General features: G+C 67.9%; 16 protein-coding genes. 10 read left to right on the forward strand and 6 right to left on the reverse strand.

From position 1 onward, the window contains the following. Nucleotides 1-8 precede the first annotated feature (8 nt). The 3 genes from plsX to GTZ97_RS12930 all read right to left on the reverse strand — a co-directional run bounded on the left by plsX (nt 9) and on the right by GTZ97_RS12930 (nt 2,315). On the reverse strand, nt 9-1,130 hold the full coding sequence (gene plsX, locus GTZ97_RS12920) for a phosphate acyltransferase PlsX (RefSeq protein ID WP_161651049.1): 1,122 nt from the start codon (nt 1,128-1,130) through the stop codon (nt 9-11). 142 nt (nt 1,131-1,272) lie between these two features. Further along, nucleotides 1,273-1,455, reverse strand: coding sequence for a 50S ribosomal protein L32 (gene rpmF / locus GTZ97_RS12925; protein WP_161651050.1), 183 nt, complete (start codon nt 1,453-1,455; stop codon nt 1,273-1,275). Between the two features lie 248 nt (nt 1,456-1,703). After that, nucleotides 1,704-2,315, reverse strand: coding sequence for a YceD family protein (locus GTZ97_RS12930; RefSeq protein WP_161651051.1), 612 nt, complete (start codon nt 2,313-2,315; stop codon nt 1,704-1,706). Between the two features lie 56 nt (nt 2,316-2,371). Here GTZ97_RS12930 and GTZ97_RS12935 point away from each other — a divergent pair, with 56 nt between their 5' ends. The 5 genes from GTZ97_RS12935 to GTZ97_RS12955 all read left to right on the forward strand — a co-directional run bounded on the left by GTZ97_RS12935 (nt 2,372) and on the right by GTZ97_RS12955 (nt 7,362). After that, a complete protein-coding gene (locus GTZ97_RS12935) occupies nt 2,372-2,977 on the forward strand; it encodes a Maf family nucleotide pyrophosphatase (RefSeq protein WP_161651052.1) in 606 nt (201 codons plus the stop codon). Next, a complete protein-coding gene (locus GTZ97_RS12940; protein WP_161651053.1) occupies nt 2,949-3,785 on the forward strand; it encodes an SAM-dependent methyltransferase in 837 nt (278 codons plus the stop codon). Before GTZ97_RS12935 ends, GTZ97_RS12940 begins: the two co-directional genes overlap by 29 nt. 103 nt (nt 3,786-3,888) lie before the next feature. Continuing rightward, nucleotides 3,889-4,377, forward strand: coding sequence for a DUF3429 domain-containing protein (locus tag GTZ97_RS12945; protein WP_161651054.1), 489 nt, complete (start codon nt 3,889-3,891; stop codon nt 4,375-4,377). Between the two features lie 8 nt (nt 4,378-4,385). After that, entirely contained in the window at nt 4,386-6,212 is a 1,827-nt protein-coding gene (locus GTZ97_RS12950) for a M61 family metallopeptidase (protein WP_161651055.1), read from the forward strand. 4 nt (nt 6,213-6,216) lie between these two features. Then, a complete protein-coding gene (locus GTZ97_RS12955; RefSeq protein ID WP_161651056.1) occupies nt 6,217-7,362 on the forward strand; it encodes a DUF3108 domain-containing protein in 1,146 nt (381 codons plus the stop codon). Nucleotides 7,363-7,398: 36 nt separating this feature from the next. On the opposite strand, the gene GTZ97_RS12960 is transcribed toward GTZ97_RS12955, so the two are convergent. Both GTZ97_RS12960 and GTZ97_RS12965 read right to left on the reverse strand, forming a co-directional pair. Then, the gene (locus tag GTZ97_RS12960) at nt 7,399-8,175 is read right to left on the reverse strand and encodes a DsbC family protein (protein WP_161651057.1); all 777 of its coding nucleotides are present in this window, start codon (nt 8,173-8,175) and stop codon (nt 7,399-7,401) included. A gap of 28 nt (nt 8,176-8,203) precedes the next feature. Then, on the reverse strand, nt 8,204-9,361 hold the full coding sequence (locus tag GTZ97_RS12965; protein WP_161651058.1) for an FAD-dependent monooxygenase: 1,158 nt from the start codon (nt 9,359-9,361) through the stop codon (nt 8,204-8,206). 138 nt (nt 9,362-9,499) lie between these two features. Between GTZ97_RS12965 and ychF the strand changes: the two genes are divergently transcribed. The 4 genes from ychF to GTZ97_RS12985 all read left to right on the forward strand — a co-directional run bounded on the left by ychF (nt 9,500) and on the right by GTZ97_RS12985 (nt 13,738). After that, nucleotides 9,500-10,591, forward strand: coding sequence for a redox-regulated ATPase YchF (gene ychF / locus GTZ97_RS12970; protein ID WP_161651059.1), 1,092 nt, complete (start codon nt 9,500-9,502; stop codon nt 10,589-10,591). A gap of 136 nt (nt 10,592-10,727) precedes the next feature. After that, complete coding sequence (locus GTZ97_RS12975; protein WP_236651202.1) at nt 10,728-12,266, forward strand: methyl-accepting chemotaxis protein; 1,539 nt, start codon at nt 10,728-10,730, stop codon at nt 12,264-12,266. Nucleotides 12,267-12,292: 26 nt separating this feature from the next. Then, nucleotides 12,293-13,039, forward strand: a complete 747-nt coding sequence (locus tag GTZ97_RS12980) for a PA4824 family protein (RefSeq protein WP_161651061.1) — start codon at nt 12,293-12,295, stop codon at nt 13,037-13,039. A 177-nt stretch (nt 13,040-13,216) separates the two neighbouring features. After that, on the forward strand, nt 13,217-13,738 hold the full coding sequence (locus tag GTZ97_RS12985) for a chemotaxis protein CheW (protein ID WP_161651094.1): 522 nt from the start codon (nt 13,217-13,219) through the stop codon (nt 13,736-13,738). 22 nt (nt 13,739-13,760) lie between these two features. On the opposite strand, the gene GTZ97_RS12990 is transcribed toward GTZ97_RS12985, so the two are convergent. Beyond that, nucleotides 13,761-16,322 carry an ABC transporter permease gene (locus tag GTZ97_RS12990; RefSeq protein WP_161651062.1) on the reverse strand — a complete coding sequence of 854 codons (2,562 nt, stop codon included), beginning with the start codon at nt 16,320-16,322 and terminating at the stop codon, nt 13,761-13,763. Between the two features lie 76 nt (nt 16,323-16,398). Here GTZ97_RS12990 and GTZ97_RS12995 point away from each other — a divergent pair, with 76 nt between their 5' ends. Then, on the forward strand, nt 16,399-17,145 hold the full coding sequence (locus GTZ97_RS12995; RefSeq protein WP_161651063.1) for a YoaK family protein: 747 nt from the start codon (nt 16,399-16,401) through the stop codon (nt 17,143-17,145). Nucleotide 17,146: the final 1 nt, after the last annotated feature.

Below are 17,146 nucleotides of genomic sequence, written 5' to 3' on the forward strand. Positions count from 1 at the left end.
AAAAGGGATCAGGCCACCTGTCCCAGCCCCGCCTCACCGCCCTGATCTGCCGTTGCCGGCATGCTCACGAGCGTGGCTGCGATCTGGTCGTGCACCCGGTCCAGCAGTCGATGACGGGCCGCATCATACGCCCGATTCAAGGCGACTTCGAATGCCAGCTTGTCCGAAGATCCGTGACTTTTGAACACCAGACCGCGCAGGCCCAACAGAGCCGCACCGCTGTAACGACGGTGGTCCACACGCTTTTTAAAGTGATTTAGCACCGGCATGGCGACCAAAGCCGCCAGTTTGGTGAAGATATTGCGTGTGAACTCTTGCTTGATGAACGAGGCAAACATGCTGGCCAGCCCCTCGGCCGTCTTCAGGGCAACGTTGCCGACGAAGCCATCACAGACCACGATGTCGGAAGTGCCTTTGAAGATGTCGTTGCCTTCCACGTTGCCGTGGAAGTTGATCAGGCCCCGCGCATGCGCGTCGCGCAGCAACTCGCCGGCTGCCTTGATGACCTCGCTGCCCTTGATGACCTCTTCGCCGATGTTGAGCAAGCCCACCGAAGGGCTGTCCTTGCCATCGACGGCCGACACCAGTGCGCTGCCCATCACAGCAAACTGCAGCAGGTGTTCGGCCGTGCAGTCGACATTGGCGCCCAGGTCGAGCACGGTGGTGAAGCCGTCCTTCTGGTTGGGCATCACGGTGGCCAGCGCGGGGCGATCGATGCCTTCGACCGTCTTGAGCAGGTAGCGGGCCAGCGCCATCAGGGCGCCTGTATTGCCCGCCGACACGCAGGCGTGGGCTGCTGCGGGCTGATCCGCCGAAGGCTTCACCTGGGAAATGGCCACGCGCATGGACGAATCCTTCTTGCGGCGCAAAGCCACCTCGACCGGGTCGTCCATGGTCACCACCTCAGAGGCAGGCACCACCTTGCAGCGCGGCCACTGTGCGGCCGCCACCAGCGCATCGGGCAGACCGACAAGCAACAGTTCGGCGTCCGGGTGCTTGTCAAGAAAGGCCTTGGCGGCCGGCAGGGTCACCGAAGGACCGTGATCGCCCCCCATGCAGTCCACGGCGATGCGGACGGGCGACAGGATGGCATGCGAAGAAGACACTGTGGCGACGGATGAAGCGCTCATGCGGGGCACCGGGATCAGGTTTGAGCCACGGCTGGACGGCACAAAAGACAAGGGCTGGCAAGCCGAGCGAATCGGTTTGTCCAGCCCTGTGGCCTGTGGCCAGCCAGTGGCCCGCCCGGCCGCAGACGGCCGGGGCAGGAAATCAGGCGTCAGCCTTGGTCTTCAGCACCTTGCGACCACGGTAGAAACCGGTGGGGCTGATGTGATGACGCAGGTGGGTTTCGCCGGTGGTCGATTCCACAGCGATGCCCGGGGTGTTCAGAGCATTGTGGGAACGATGCATGCCACGCTTGGAGGGCGACTTCTTGTTTTGCTGAACGGCCATGATGGACTCCGGATGGGCGAACTGACGACAGCTCGCAAGGTTGCCAGACCACTCGGTGCCAGCCCCTTCACTGCCGCGCGCGCCAGGCGCCACGCTGCGTTCAGGATCCTGGCCGTCTTGCAGTCCGCAAGTTGAAACAGGGGTAATTTGATTCCGGACTACCCGGAAAACTCTCGATTCTAGCACGGTATCCGGCCAATTTCCAGCTGCGGCGGCGGAATGGCCTACGCCAGCCTTCTACGCCCGCCTTACTTCGACTGGCCTCCCCCGTTGCCCTCGTCTGTCCCGCCCCCCTTTTTGAGCGCAGCCAGCACGGCAAATGGGTTGGGTTTCTCAGCAGGCACGTCATCGGCCTCAGTTTCATCCGCTTCGGCCGGTTCAGGCGACATCCACGCCTCCATGTCGACCGGGCAGGTGTCATGCCGAGGCAGGATGGGCTCGGCCATGATGAGTTCGTCTTCGATCAGTTCCAGCAGGTTGAACTGCCTGGACAGCGCCAGTACGTCGTCATCGGAGTTGGCATCGAGCTCAGCCGCCGCGGCCTCGTCCTGCACGAAGCGGATGCGCCGGCTGACGGCCACGGGCAGATCGACCGGCTGCAGGCAGCGCTGGCATTCGAAAGGCAACACCGCCTCGGCCTCCAGCACCAGCCACAGGTGCGCCGGGCCAACCCGCTGGGCCACAGACTCGCCTTCAACGCGCCAACGAACCGGTGCCACGCGGGCCAGATCCGCCCCTTCTGCGAGACCCTCGCCGACGCGAGGCAACTCGGCCACGGGTGTGGTGCCTTCCAGCACCTCGCCCGACTCGATAAAGGCCCCGACATCCATCTTCCGGGGTTGGAACACACGCTGTTTCATGACAGAAGTGTAGAACGGGCCGGTGGCCATGGCGCATCCTTGGCGACAATGGGGGCATGGACCTTCCTCGCCTGATTCTGGGCTCGACCTCGCCCTACCGGCGCGAATTGCTGTCGCGCCTGCGCATGCCTTTCGACACGCAGTCGCCTGACGTGGACGAAACACCGCGACCGGGCGAGACGCCGCCTGCCCTGGCCATGCGGCTGGCGCGGGCCAAGGCCGAGGCGGTGGCGGGCCTGCACCCCGATGATGTGGTTGTGATCGGCTCGGACCAGGTGGCTGACCTGGCGGGCGCGGCGATCGGCAAGCCGGGCGACCATGCCCGCGCCCGGGCACAACTGCGAGCCATGCAAGGGCAGACCCTGCGGTTTCACACCGCCGTGTGCGTGGTGCGCCCCCACGCGGGTTTTTGTGACACCGTCTGCGACACGGTGACGGTGCGCATGCGCGCGCTGACCGAACGCGAGATCGAGACCTACCTCCGGCTGGACACGCCGTATGACTGCGCCGGCAGCGCCAAGTGCGAAAGCCTGGGCATCACGCTGCTGGACGCCATCGAATCCACCGACCCGACCTCACTGGTCGGCCTGCCCCTGATCGCCACCACCCGCCTCATGCGCGCGGCCGGGCTGGATGTGCTGGCCGCCCTGCAACAAGACTGACGCCGTGACACCCTCTTCCGCAACGACCCGCGGCCGCCTGCTGCTCATCCCCAACACGCTCGACCTGGGCTGCCTGGACGACACCGCACCCGCACCGGCCCTGACCCAGGTGCTGCCGGTCGGCACGGTCGAAGCCGCCGCCGGCTTGCGCCACTGGATTGCCGAGAACGCCAAGACCACCCGCGCCTTCCTCAAGCGCGTGGCGGCCCTGCGCCCGCTGGCCGCACCGCTGCAGGAGCAGCACATCGCGGTGCTGCCGCGTCCGCCCAAGGGCCACGGGGTCGCCATCACCGCTGAATCTGCCGAGGTCGCGCTGCGCGAACTCCTGGCCCCCGCGCTGGCGGGCCACGATGTGGGCCTGATCTCGGAAGCGGGGTTGCCCGCGGTGGCGGATCCAGGTGCCGCCGTCGTGCTGGCGGCACACCGCCTGGGCATTCCGGTCGTGGCCTTGTCCGGTCCCAGCGCCATCGTGCTGGCATTGGCGGCCAGCGGGCTGCAAGGCCAGAGCTTTGCCTTTGTGGGCTACCTGCCGGTCGATGCTGGCGCGCGCCAGCAGCGCATCCGCGAGCTGGAACAGCTGTCCCGCAAAGCGGGGCAGACGCAACTGGTCATCGAGACGCCTTACCGCAACCCGGCGCTGTGGGACGCACTGCTTCAGGCCCTGCAGCCCGGCACGCTGTTGAGCGTCAGCTGCGGACTGACGCTGGACGACGGCTGGAGCCGCACCGACACGGTGGCGCGCTGGCGCGAGCAGCCACTGACGCTGCCCACCGACATTCCCGCGGTGTTCGGCTGGCTGGCGCGCTGATGTCTCAGCGGGGGGCGGCTGTTTTCGCGACAATCCACTTTTTGCCCTTGCGCACCCCTTGATCTTTACCACGCTCGCTGGCCCTGCCTCGCGATCATCGACCATGTCTGTCACCCCTCTCACCGACATCCACCACGCCGAACCGGGCCCGCTGGCCCAGCGTCTGGGCTATGCCGGTCTGCTGCCCTTCGTGGGCGGCGCCCTGTTCATCTGGCTGCTGATGGACCGGCTCGAACCCGAACCCTTTCATTTCGTGGTGGAAGCGCTCACCACCTATGCTGCCGTGATCGTGTCGTTTCTGGGCGGCTTGCCCTGGGGCATGGTGATGTGGCGCAGCCGCAGCGGACAGCCGCTCAGCGAGCTGGAGCGGCGTGCACTGTGGGCCGGCATTGCGTATTCGCTGGCAGCGTGGGTGGCGGTGTTGATGCCGCCACACGCGGGTCTGGCCGTGCTGGGCTTCTTGCTGATCGTCTGCTACCTGGTGGACCGCAAGCTCTACCCCGAGTTGGGCGTGACAGGCTGGTTGACCCTGCGCTTCCGGCTCACACTGGTCGCCAGCCTGAGCTGTTTCTTCGCCGCCGCCCAACTCTGAAAGCCCGCATGCCTGCTGTTGCCCGTTCGTCCAGCCCGCTGCTGTACCGCATTGAACCCGCCGATCTGCATGGCCACCGGTTTGCGGTCACGCTGCGCATCCAGCGGCCTCAGCGCCAGCAGCGCGTGAGCCTGCCGGTGTGGATACCGGGCAGCTATCTGGTGCGTGAGTTCGCCCGCCACCTCTCGCCCATCACGGCCACACAGGGTCGGCAGCCCGTGGCGGTGGTGCCGCTGGACAAGAGCACCTGGGAAGTGGCCTGCCATGACCGCGCGAGCCTGACCCTGCAGTACGAGGTCTATGCCTTCGACACCTCGGTGCGTGCCGCCTTCCTGGACGCACGGCGCGGCTTTTTCAACGGCACCAGCGTGTTCCTCAGCGTGGCTGGGCAGGAACAGCAACCGCATCGGGTGCAACTGGCCCGAGGGCCGCGCGGCTGGCGCGTGGCCACGGCGCTGCCCGCCGTGCAGACCGATGCCGACGGCTGGGGCGAGTACGAAGCGCCCGATTACGACGCGCTGGTGGATCACCCCGTCGAGATGGGTGATTTCTGGCAAGGCGAGTTCACGGTGCGCGGCGTGCGGCATGTGTTCGTCGTGGCCGGCGCCCCGGCAGACCTCGACGGCCAACGCCTGCTGGACGACACCCGCCGCATCTGCGAAGCGCAGATCGGCTTCTGGCATGGCCGGCGCAAGCCCGACTTCGGCCGCTACGTGTTCATGCTCAACGCGGTGGAAGACGGCTATGGCGGTCTGGAACACCGCCAGAGCACCGCGCTCATCTGCAGCCGCAAGGACCTGCCACGCACCGGCCGCCCGGTCAACAAGGACGCCTACACCACGCTGCTGGGCCTGATCAGCCACGAATACTTCCACACCTGGAACGTCAAGCGGCTCAAGCCCACCGAATTCGCGCCCTACGACTACACCCGCGAGAACCACACGCGGATGCTGTGGTTCTTCGAGGGCTTCACCTCGTATTACGACGACCAGTTCCTGCTGCGCACGGGCCTGGTGGATGCGCCCACCTACCTCAAGCTACTGGCCAAGACGGTCAACCTGGTGCAGGCCACGCCCGGGCGTGCGGTCTACAGCGCAGGCCAGGCCAGCTTTGACGCATGGACGCGCTACTACCGCCCTGACGAAAACACCGCCAACGCCACGGTGAACTACTACACCAAGGGCGCCCTGATCGGGTTGTGTCTCGACCTGGCGCTGCGCAGCCTGCCGCCCGTGGCCGAGCGGCAGCCCACGCTGGACGGCGTCATGGCCCGGCTGTGGCAACTGCGCCGGCCCATCACGGCCGAGGATGTGGCGCAGAGCCTGCAAGACGAGGCCGAGCAAGGGCCGCCCGCGTGGGCACAAGCCGATGCGCCGCCGCACCTGACCGGCTGGGCGGCGGTGTTGCACGCCTGGACGGAGGGCACGGCCGAGCTGCCGCTGCAGGCTGCGCTGCAGGCGATGGGCGTGAAGTGGCTCAGCCAGCCTGCCCCGGTGGCACAACGCCTGGGTGTGCGGCTGGCCGAATCGCAAGGCCAGCTCAAGGTCCAGGCGGTGATGCGGGGCAGCGCGGCCGAACGCGCCGGCCTGAGCGCGGGCGACGAATGGTTGGCCCTGGATGCGTGGCGCGTGCGCCGGACCGACGACGTGCAGCAATGGCACGACGCCACGCGCGAGCAAGCTGTGCTGGTGGCGCGCGACGGCCATGTGCTGCCTCTGACCCTGCCCGCCATCGGCACCGCAAACGGCGCCATGCTGGTGGGGCTGGAGTGCATGCCGGCGGTGCAGTTGCCAAGCCGCGTGGCCAGCTGCAGGCTGGCGTGGCTGAAGGTGTGACTGCATGACGCGCGCCGGGCGGGCCAAGACACTGCTGACCGCCGTGGTGGCGGGCGTGGTGGTCGCCCACCTGTGGCTCACGTCGGCGCTGGCTGAACGCATGCGGCTGGCGCCGCCGCCCGAGGGCATGCAGCGCATGCAGGCGCAGTACGTGTCGCAGATCACCCTCAGCGCGCCACCTGCTGCCGCCCCCTCGCCACCAGCCAAGCCCGAGCGGCGCGCCGCCTCCCCGACTGCGGCGCCCCCGCAGCCCGCCGCCAGCACGGCGTCTGCGCCCGACGAAGCGGACGCCGCGCGTGACGCTGCGGACGACACCCCGCCAGACGCCCATCTGGCCGAGGCAACGCTGCCCGAGCCCGCTGAGCCCGCGGCGTCAGCCGCTTCCGATCCAGTCCTGGCCGACAGCGTGACTGCGGCAGCGGCCGACACTGCTGCGCAGGCCCCGGCTGCAGAGCCCGGCTTTGAGTGGCCGCTGGCCACCCAGGTGCGCTTCAAACTGGAAGGTCACTATCGCGGCCCGGTTCAGGGCGAAGCGACGGTGGAATGGCTGCGCGAAGGCGACCGCTACCAGGTGCACGTGGATGCGATCGTGGGCCCGAGCTTTGCGCCCATCGGCTCGTGGCGGCTGAGCAGCGAGGGCTTCATCCAGGCCGAGGGGCTGGCCCCCCGGCGCTACGAGAATGCCAACCGGCTGTTCATCCGCAGCACCCGCACGCGCGCCACCACGATGGGCAGTGATGAGGTGCAGTTGTCCAACGGCAACCGACAGGGCCGCCCCACCGGGCTGCAGGATCCCGCCAGCCTGCTGATCCAGCTGGCCTACGGCTTCATCCAGGATCCCTCACGCCTGAAGGCCGGCACCTTGATCGAACTGCCGGTGGCCACCACCCGCAAGATGGACACCATGGTGTTCGAGGTGCAGCCGGAGGAGACGCTCGACACGCCCGTCGGCCGCATCAAGGCCGTTCGCGTCAAACCGCGCCACGCGCTGCTCGAGAAAGGCAACGCGCCCGCAGACATCTGGTTTGCGCCCGAGCTGCAGTACCTGCCGGTACGCATCCTGGTGCAGGTGGAAGGTCAGCCGACCTTCATGCAGCTCAGCCTGTCTGCGCCGCCCATGCAGGTGCGCAAGCCGTCCGCCACGCCATGACGCTGTGGCGCGCGAGCGCGCCTGCACGCAAACGCGTCAACGGCTGGCGCGTGCGGCCCGGTCGAGCCGTTGCTCGATGACGTTCATCGGCGCGGCGGCGGCCAGGCGTGTGCCGTCTTCGAAGAACATGGCCGGCGTGCCCCGCACGCGCAAGCGCTGAGACAAGGCCAGATTGCGTTGCGCTGGCGTGGCGCATTGCCCCAGCGGCCGCTGAGGCGTCACGCCCTGCAGCATCCAGTCCAGCCAGGCTTGCGTGCGGTCTTTCATGCACCAGATGCTGTCCGCCTTGGTGCGCGAATCGGGCCCGAGGATGGGAATGATGAAGGTGTAGACGGTCACGTCCTTCATCTTCTGGAACTCGCGCTCCAGTTGCTTGCAGTAACCGCAGTTGGGATCGGAGAAGACCGCGATACGGCGGCTCCCGTTGCCTGAACGCCAGACGATGGCATCGCGCAGCGGCAAGGTGGCGAAGTCAATCTTGTTGATCTCTTCCAGTCGCGCTTCGGTGAGGTTGCGCTGCGTACGGGTGTCGATCAGTTGGCCTTCGATGATGTGGTCGCCGTTGGCGTCGGTGTAGAAGACGCTGTCGCCGACGCGGATCTCGATCAGGCCGGCCATGGGTGTGGTGCGCGCCGACTGAACCGGCGGGAAATCCGGCAGGCGCTGGCTGAGCTTTTGGCTCAGCGCCTGCACCTGGGCAGCTGGAAGCTCGTTTTGCGCCTGGGCGCCCACGGCCGTAGCCACCAGGCCAGCCACCATCGCGCCACGGGCCCACCACGTCAGCGGTCGAGAAAAGACATCGGGTCGAAGCATGCCATCCTTCCAGTTGAAGCCAGCGGGGTCAGGCGTCCAGCGCCCGGCCCACCAGCCAGTGTTTCACAGGGCCCAGCCGCTGCACCAGCGACATGCCGGTGTTGCGCAACTCGCGCACCGGGCCGCGGTCATCCGCGAACAGGTGCAGCAGGCCATCGGTCAGCCCGGCCATGGCCCGCGTCGGCCACATCCGGCGCCGCACATAGCGATCGAGCGTGCGGGCATCCGCCGGGCTGCGCCAGGGAAAGGTTTTCCGGGCATGCCCTAACTCGGCCACCAGCGTGTCCACATCGGCCAGCCCCAGGTTGAGTCCCTGCCCAGCCAGAGGGTGAACCTGATGGGCGGCGTCGCCCAGCAGCACCCAGCCCGGCCCGCTCCAGCGCTCGGCCTGGGCCAGCGCCAGCGGCCAGGCCGCACGCGCCGACGCAAGCGACAGCTCGCCCACGGCCTGCGCCCCCTCAGGATCAGACTGGGCCAGCGCCGACATCAGCTCGGCTTCGAACGCCGCATCGTCAAGGGCCAGCAAGGCTTCGGCGCGGGCGGTCGGGACCGACCACACCAGGCCGTAGGATGCGCCCAGCTCGGGATCGTGGAAAGGCAGCAGTGCCAGCACATCCGGCGAGCGGAACCACTGTCGCGCCACACCCTGGTGCGGCACGCTGGCGCGCAGACGCGCCGCCACACCCATGTGGCCGTAATCCTGGCGCTCGAAGCTCACGCCGAGCGCCCCCCGGGTGGCCGAGTGCTTGCCTTCGCACACCGCCAGCAGCGGCGCAGGCGCGTCAGCCGGGCTCGACACGGGCGGCACACCCTGGACGCCGGCCGCAAAACGCAGGGCCTCGCCGAGCAGGCGCTCAAGCGCAGCCGCATCGACAATCCAGGTCAGCTCGCGCACCTGCTGTTGCCACGCTGAGAACGCCAGTTGCCCGCCGTCGTCGCCACGGATCACCATGTCCCACACCGGGGTGGCGTGGGGCTGCAAGGCGGGCCACACCCGCAGGCGCTCCAGCAACGCCACCGCACGGGCATTGAGCGCGTAGGTGCGCACATCGACCCGCGGCGCGGCCACGGCCGACTCGGGGCGGGCCCAGGCCACGCGCCAGCCCTGCGCAGACAGGGCCAGCGCCAGGCTCATGGCCACCGCACCCGATCCGCTCACGCACACATCGAAACCCTTAGCTGTCATGGCCCACTCTGGTCCTGCACTCCACATGGTGAGCCCCGAATCTAATACGGATTGCCGCCGGGCCCCGCGTAAAATCGGCTTCTTTGCGTTGCTGCTGTCGCAGCGCAAACCTCTCCAACTCCCTCTCCAGGAACGTCCATGAGCCTCAAATGCGGCATCGTGGGTCTGCCCAACGTCGGCAAGTCCACCCTCTTCAACGCGCTGACCAAGGCCGGCATCGCGGCCGAGAACTATCCTTTCTGCACCATCGAGCCCAATGTGGGCGTGGTGGAGGTGCCGGACCCCCGCCTGCAACAGCTGGCCGACATCGTCCAGCCCGAGCGCGTGGTGCCGGCCATCGTCGAGTTCGTGGACATCGCCGGCCTGGTGGCGGGCGCCTCCAAGGGCGAGGGCCTGGGCAACCAGTTCCTCAGCCACATCCGCGAGACGGATGCCATCGTCAACGTGGTGCGCTGCTTCGAAGACGACAACGTGATCCACGTGGCTGGCAAGGTCGACCCGATTGCCGACATCGAGGTCATCCAGACCGAGCTCTGCCTGGCCGACCTGGGTACCGTGGAAAAGAGCCTGGTTCGCTACAACAAGACGGCCCGCGCCGGCGACAAGGAAGCGCAGGCCGTGGTGAAGATCCTGGAGAAGTGCCTGGCTGCGCTGAACGAGGCCAAGCCCGTGCGCACCATCGACTTCAGCAAGGAAGAGCTCGCCCTGCTCAAGCCGCTGTGCCTGATCACGGCCAAGCCCGCCATGTTCGTGGGCAACGTGTCGGAGACCGGTTTCGAGAACAACCCCTACCTGGATCGCCTGCGCGAGTATGCGGCGGCGCAAAAGGGTGAGGTCGTGGCCATCTGCGCCAAGACCGAAGCCGAACTGGCCGAGATGGACGACGACGACCGTGCCATGTTCCTGGCCGAGATGGGCCAGAGCGAGCCGGGCCTGAACCGCCTGATCCGCGCCGGCTTCAAGCTGCTGGGCCTGCAGACTTACTTCACGGCGGGCGTCAAGGAAGTGCGCGCCTGGACGGTGCCCGTCGGCGCCACGGCCCCCCAGGCCGCGGGCGTGATCCACACCGACTTCGAGCGTGGCTTCATCCGCGCCCAGACCATCTCGTTCGAGGATTACATCCAGTACAAGGGTGAATCGGGTGCCAAGGACGCAGGCAAGATGCGCGCCGAAGGCAAGGACTACATCGTCAAGGACGGCGATGTGCTGAACTTCCTGTTCAACGTCTGAGTCCCGGGGCTCAAGCCCCGCTTCCCCGCGCCGATACCGCATGGTGAGACGGTCGGGCAAGGGCCCGGCCCCTGTGCGCGGCGGGGGGCCCGCGCGTTACAACGTCCGGGAGGCGTCCATGTCGCTCATGGGGCACATGCGGAGGTTCACCATCCGCACCCGCATGGTCGGCGCCATTGGCGTGGTGCTGGCTCTGCTTTTGTTGGTTGGCGGTGCCGGCATGCTCGGCATGTTGCGCACGCAGGACGCGCTGCACGACTTTCGCCATCACTCTTATCAGGAACTGGTCGATCTGGCGCGCCTCAAGCAGGACATCGGCGACATGCGCCGCCACGAAGCGGCCATGCTGCTGAGTGCAGGCCAGGCGGCCGGCGTCCAGTCGGCCCAGGAGCGTTGGCAGCAGGCGATGGCAGGCATTCGCAAGGCCAGCGACGCCATGCTGGAAGGCGAAGAGGACGCTGACAACGCGCTCGTGCGCGACCTGCTCACCCTGTTGACCGAGTACGAACGCGGCATCTCGCCGCTCGCCTCGCCCCTGGCTGACGGCACCCTCAGCCCCACCGAGGCCCTCAACCGCATGGCCGCCGCTCTGGCCGCAGGCCAGAAGATCGACGAACTGGCCCAGCAACTGGAAAGCAGCCTGCTGGCCGAGGCGGGCGAAGCCGAGATCGAGCAGGCCGCATCCGCCAGCCAGACCCTGTGGCTGTTCGCCATCAGCGTGGTGGTGGCTGTGCTGATCGTGGCTCCCAGCACCCTGCTCAACCAACACTCGATCACCCAGCCCTTGGCGGAAGCCGTGGCCGTGGCGCGCGGCATCGCCCAGGGCAACCTGTCGCAAACCATCCGCGACACCGGCCAGGACGAGCCTGCGGAGCTGCTGCGCAGTCTGGGCGAGATGCAGCAGGCGCTGCGCGACATGGTCAGCGACGTGCGGCAATCGGCCGATGCGATTTCGGTGGCCTCGACCGAGATCGCCAGCGGCAACATGGATCTGTCGTCGCGCACCGAAACCACCGCCTCCAGCCTGCAGGAAACGGCCAGCTCGGTCGAGCAGCTGGCCGCCAACGTGCGGCAGAGCGCCGACGCCGCCCAGGCTGCCAACCGCATGGCGCAGGACGCCGCACAGGAGGCAGAACGCGGCCACGCCATCGTCAGCAAGGTCGTCAGCAACATGAGCGACATCGATGCGACCAGCCGACGCATTGGCGACATCATCGGCGTGGTCGACGGCATCGCCTTCCAGACCAACATCCTGGCGTTGAACGCGGCCGTGGAAGCCGCACGGGCGGGCGAACAAGGGCGCGGCTTCGCCGTCGTGGCCGCCGAAGTGCGCGCGCTGGCGCAACGCTCGGCCCAGGCGGCCGGCGAGATCAAACAACTGGTTGGAGCCGCCACGGAAACCGTGGGCTCAGGGGCTCAGCTGGTCCATGAAGCTGGCGATGCGGTGCAGCAGATCCGCGATGCCGTGCAACGCGTGTTCGACACCATGTCGGACATCAGCCGCGCGGCCTCGGAGCAAAGCACCGGCATCGGCCAGGTCAACCAGGCCGTCAGCGGGCTGGATCAGATGACCCAGCAGAACGCTGCGCTGGTGGAAGAATCCGCCGCAGCGGCCGCCAGCCTGGAAGACCAGGCGCAGCGCCTGACCCGCGCCATGGCGCGTTTTCATCTGTGAGACCCAGCCCGTACTCGGAGGTGCCCATGGTGATCAATGACAAGATGCTGCCGGCGCGGGCGATGCAAGCGCGGAGCGTCTCACGTTCAGGCCTGGGTTCGGGCTTGGGCCTGGCCGTGGCCTTGACCCTGTGCCAGCCTGCGCTGGCCGGACGGCCGCTGACCACCGACGACGCTGGCACCGCAGAAGCCGGTAGCTGCCAGGTCGAGGCCTGGCAGGACCGACAGGACGGCGAAACCGCCCGCACGCTGGGCGCTGCCTGCGGCCTCATCGACGGACTGGAAGTGGGTATGGAGTTGGCTCGCGCCGAGGCAGGCGGCGAGCATGCCCGCGCACGCGGCCTGGCGCTGAAGTGGGTGCCCGAAGCATGGCGCTGGCACGATTGGCAGTTTGGCGTGAAGCTGGCCGTTGGACAGGACCGCGAGCCTGGCGCCGGCTGGAAACGCAGTGACCAGAGCGCCCTGCTGCTGGCCAGTTGGGTGCCCAACGACACCTGGGCCGTGCACGTCAACCTGGGTCACGCCCACCGCCCGCTGGAAAGCGAGAACGCCCGGCAGGCCGCCGTGGCCGTCACCTGGCAACCCCATCCGCGCTGGTTGGTGTTTGGCGAAATGATTGCCGATCAGCATGACGACGTCGGCCGGGCCGCCGGGGTGCGCTGGTGGCTGGTGCCCGAGGTGCTGGGCGTGGACGCCACCGTCCAGAAGACCCACCGCAGCGATGCGCGCACAGGCTGGGGCATCGGTCTGGGGTGGTACGGCATCCGGTGGTGACCGCTGGACGGCGGCCTACAGTTTTTTCAGCCGCGTCCGATAACACGGCATGCCGCAGGTGCGGCACGGTGTGCGCCCCGATCGGTGCATGACGGATCCAACGAGGAACGCATGGAAACCCTGCAAGCAGCCCCTCCCGCAGCCGCAACCAACGCGCCCGCATCCCCCGGGCTGGGCATGTCCTTGCGCGCGAACAGCAACCGCCAGGTGCGCCACGTGCCTGCCGGCCGTGAATACCTCACGTTCCGTCTGGGCAGCGAAGAGTACGGCATCGACATCCTGAAGGTGCAAGAGATCCGCTCGTACGAGCCGCCCACCAAGATCGCCAACTCGCCGGCCTACCTCAAGGGCGTGGTCAACCTGCGCGGCGTGATCGTGCCCATCGTTGACCTGCGCGTGAAGTTCAACTGCGTGGGCGATGACGGCCAGGCCGAAATCAACCACTTCACCGTGGTCATCGTGCTGAACGTCAAGGGCCGCGTTGTGGGCGCGGTGGTCGATTCGGTCAGCGACGTGATGCAGCTGTCCGAGCAGATGATCCAGCCCGCACCCGAGATGAGCAGCTCGGTGGTCGACACCACCTACATCACCGGCATCGCCAACCTGAGCGAACGCCTGCTGATCCTGATGGACATCGAATCGCTGATGAGCAGCTCGGAGATGGGTCTGATCACCGACCTGACCGACCGCAACCACTGAGCCGATCGCTGAGCCGCCCGGCTCAGTCCACCTGTCGCAGGGTGAGCGCCACCGGCCGCCGGCTGACGTGGCGCAGCGTCCACCACCCTGCCGACAGCGCCAGCCCCGCGCCGATCACGGCCCCGGGCACAGGCCACCACCACGGGGCCTGCCAGGCAAACTCGAACACCCGCTGCGCCAGCACCCAGGCAATCGCCAACGAGGCCAGCGCCGCCAGCGCGCCCGCCAGCCCGCCCAATACCGCCAGTTCCACCCGCTGCACGCGCGACATCAACGCATGCGTGGCGCCCAGCGAGCGCAGAATGGCCCACTCGCGCGCTCGCCGCTCCCGCGAGGTCATGAGCCCTGCCACCAGCACGATGACGCCTGCGGCGAGCGAGAACACGAACAGGAACTCGACCGCCGAGGTCACCTGGGCCATCACGGACTGCACTTGCGTCAGCGTGGCCGACACATCGATCACCGTGACATTGGGATAGCCCTGGACGAGCGCACGATCCAGTGGGCGCCCCTCGGGGCTGCGGAAGGCCGTGATGTAGGTCACGGGCCACTGCGGCATCTCTGCGGCAGGGGCCATCACGAAAAAGTTCACCCGCATCGAGGCCCAGTCCACCTTGCGGGTGCTGGTGATACGGCCTTCGTGGACGTGACCGGCCATCTCGAAGCGCATGGTGTCGCCCAGCTTCAACCCCAGCGTCTTCATCAGCCCTTCCTCGACGCTGAAGCCCTCTGCCCCGCCAGCGGCATAGCGCCCATCCACAACCTGGTTGTGCGCAGGCGCCTCGGCGGCGAAGCTCAGGTTGAACTCGCGCTCGACCAGACGCTGGGCTCGGTCGTCGGTGTAGCGCTCGGCCTTGACCGTCTCGCCATTGATGGCCAGCAGCCGGGCACGGGTCATGGGATACCAGTCGAATCGGTTCACCCCTGCCTCGCGCAGACCTGCCTGGAAGGGCTTCACCTGGTCAGGCTGGATGTTGATGACGAAGCGGTCAGGTGCATCAGGCGGCGTGGCCGACCGCCAGCTGTCCACCAGATCGGTGCGAATCAGCACCAGCAGCATCAGCGCCAGCAGGCCCACGCCCAGGGCGCAGACCTGCATCACCGTCTGGCCGGTCTGCGCCGTGAGCTGACGCACGGCCAGGGTCAACCATGCCGGCCAGTTGCCTGCGCGGGCACGCGCCACGCGCCCCAGCAAGGCGGCCAGCGCCCAACCCGCCAGCGCGAACACGCCCAGCGCAGCAGCAAAGCCGCCCAGCGCGATGCCGCCCAGCTTCAGATCGCCCGCCACGACCAGCAGCAGCCCCACGAGCGCAGCCACGCCCAGGCCCGCCACCGTCCACGACGCCACACGCGGTTCGCCCAGATCTCGCCGCAAGACGCGCAAGGGCGGCACCCGGGCAAGCTGCATAACGGACGGCAGACCGAAACCCAGCGTCAGCAACACACCGACCGCCAACCCCACCAGCACGGGGGTAGGCCCGGGCGCGGGCAGCGCCACCGTGACCAGGCTGCCCAGCAACCAGACAAAAACCAGGTGAAACGCCCAGCCCACCAGCGTGCCGATGGCGCTGGCCAGCAGGCCCACCCCGAAAAACTGGAGCGCATACGCGCGGGCCATGAACGACTGCGGCACGCCGAACACGCGCAGCAGCGCGCAATCATCCAGCCGCCGATGCGCAAAATCGCGCGCGACCACGGCCACCGCCACCGCTGACAACAAAGCCGCCAGCAAGGCCACCAGGCGCAGAAACAGGCCCGCGCGGTCCAGCGTGGTGCGCATCTCGGGCTGCCCCTGATCCAGCGTTTCCACGCGCACACCGCGGTGCCGCTGCGCCTCATCGCGCGCCCAAGCGGTGTAACGGGCCACCCCCGGATCGGCTGGCTGGGTGCCCTCGGCGGCCACCAGCAGGCGATGGGTCACCCGGCTGGCCGGCTGGATGAGTTCGGTACGCGCCAGATCGGCGCGGTTCATCATGACCCGGGGCGAGAAATTGACAAAGCCGGCGCCCCGGTCGGGCTCGCTGACGATGACGGCCGCGATGCGCAACTGCGCCTCACCCAGCCACAGGCCGTCGCCCAGGCGCAGGCCCAGCACGGTCAGCAGGCCAGGCTCGACCCAGACGCTACCGGGCTCGGGCCCCCCAAAGGGCGCCGGGCGCGACCGAACCGGCTGGCCGGACGCGTCCACATCGGCGATCGTCAGGCGGCCGCGCAAGGGGTAGCCCGCCTCGACCACCTTGATGGCGGCCAGCCTCGCCTCGCCGCCGCGCTCGTCTGGCGCGCGCGCCATGCTGGGGAACACCGCCGTGCGGCTGCTGCGCAAGCCCAGTGTCCGGGCCTGCTCCTGCCAGACGGCGGCGAGCGCCTGATCGCCCAGGATGACCACATCGGCGCCCAGCAGCTGAGCCGCATCGCGGTTGAGCCCCCGCTCGATGCGGTTGGCAAAGAAAGACACCGCCGTGAGTGCGGCCACGGCAAGCACCACGGCCACCATGAGCAGGCGCATGCTGCCGCCGCGGAAGTCCCGCAGGGTCTGCAGCCACGCCCAGCGCCACACCGACGGCGCAACAGAAGAAGACGCCATGGACAACTTACCTACCCGTTTGCCCCAGATCGCGGCATGATGTCATCTTTCGCGATGGTTTGCCGTCCACGCCGTCATGCCCGTTGAGTACCTGAGGTCGCTGACCGCCAGCGAACGCACCCGCCAATCCAATGTCCACTTGGGGCTGTCCCTGTGCTTCATCGCGGGCGCCATCAACGCGGGCGGCTTTCTGGCCATCGGGATGTACACCTCGCACATGACCGGGGTGGTTTCCAGCATGGCCGACGACCTGGTGCTGGGCAAGATGGCGCTGGTTCAGCTCGGGCTGATCTCGCTGGTCAGCTTTGTGAGCGGCGCGGCCTGCTCGGCTGTGATGATCAACTGGGCGCGCCGGCGCCAGTCTCGCCACGCCTACACCATGCCCTTGCTGCTCGAGGCAGCCATGCTGCTGGCCTTCGGGCTGGTGGACGCGCTGCAGCACGGCGCGGGCGGCACGGTCGTCGGGCTCACCGCTGGTTTGCTGTGCTTCATCATGGGGCTGCAGAACGCCATGATCACCAAGATCTCGAACGCCGAGATCCGCACCACACACGTCACCGGCCTGGTCACCGACATCGGGATCGAGCTGGGCAAGCTGCTGTACTGGAACCGTGCATCGCTGGGCCCGCCCGTCATGGCCAACCGCGAGCGGCTCAGCCTGCACCTGCGCCTGGTGGGCACCTTCTTTCTGGGCGGCCTGATCGGCGCGCTGGGTTTTCAGCACGCTGGCTACGTGGCCACCTTGCCGCTGGCGCTGGCACTGGCGGCGTTGTCATCGCTGCAGTTTTTGCCTGTGCGGGCGACTGAAGCCGCCCCCCGCTGAG

Origin of the sequence: Aquabacterium fontiphilum (assembly GCF_009909205.1) — a bacterium.
Classification (GTDB): Bacteria; Pseudomonadota; Gammaproteobacteria; order Burkholderiales; family Burkholderiaceae_C; genus Aquabacterium; species Aquabacterium fontiphilum.

Coding starts and splice junctions, on each gene's coding strand:
- GTZ97_RS12975 (WP_236651202.1), top strand. CDS start 10,728: ATGCGGAGGTTCACCATCCGCACCCGCATGGTCGGCGCCATTGGCGTG.
- GTZ97_RS12930 (WP_161651051.1), bottom strand. CDS start 2,315: ATGAAACAGCGTGTGTTCCAACCCCGGAAGATGGATGTCGGGGCCTTT.
- GTZ97_RS12965 (WP_161651058.1), bottom strand. CDS start 9,361: ATGACAGCTAAGGGTTTCGATGTGTGCGTGAGCGGATCGGGTGCGGTG.
- rpmF (WP_161651050.1), bottom strand. CDS start 1,455: ATGGCCGTTCAGCAAAACAAGAAGTCGCCCTCCAAGCGTGGCATGCAT.
- GTZ97_RS12995 (WP_161651063.1), top strand. CDS start 16,399: ATGCCCGTTGAGTACCTGAGGTCGCTGACCGCCAGCGAACGCACCCGC.
- GTZ97_RS12980 (WP_161651061.1), top strand. CDS start 12,293: ATGGTGATCAATGACAAGATGCTGCCGGCGCGGGCGATGCAAGCGCGG.
- ychF (WP_161651059.1), top strand. CDS start 9,500: ATGAGCCTCAAATGCGGCATCGTGGGTCTGCCCAACGTCGGCAAGTCC.
- GTZ97_RS12985 (WP_161651094.1), top strand. CDS start 13,217: ATGTCCTTGCGCGCGAACAGCAACCGCCAGGTGCGCCACGTGCCTGCC.
- GTZ97_RS12935 (WP_161651052.1), top strand. CDS start 2,372: ATGGACCTTCCTCGCCTGATTCTGGGCTCGACCTCGCCCTACCGGCGC.
- GTZ97_RS12960 (WP_161651057.1), bottom strand. CDS start 8,175: ATGCTTCGACCCGATGTCTTTTCTCGACCGCTGACGTGGTGGGCCCGT.
- plsX (WP_161651049.1), bottom strand. CDS start 1,130: ATGAGCGCTTCATCCGTCGCCACAGTGTCTTCTTCGCATGCCATCCTG.
- GTZ97_RS12990 (WP_161651062.1), bottom strand. CDS start 16,322: ATGGCGTCTTCTTCTGTTGCGCCGTCGGTGTGGCGCTGGGCGTGGCTG.
- GTZ97_RS12955 (WP_161651056.1), top strand. CDS start 6,217: ATGACGCGCGCCGGGCGGGCCAAGACACTGCTGACCGCCGTGGTGGCG.
- GTZ97_RS12940 (WP_161651053.1), top strand. CDS start 2,949: ATGTGCTGGCCGCCCTGCAACAAGACTGACGCCGTGACACCCTCTTCC.
- GTZ97_RS12945 (WP_161651054.1), top strand. CDS start 3,889: ATGTCTGTCACCCCTCTCACCGACATCCACCACGCCGAACCGGGCCCG.
- GTZ97_RS12950 (WP_161651055.1), top strand. CDS start 4,386: ATGCCTGCTGTTGCCCGTTCGTCCAGCCCGCTGCTGTACCGCATTGAA.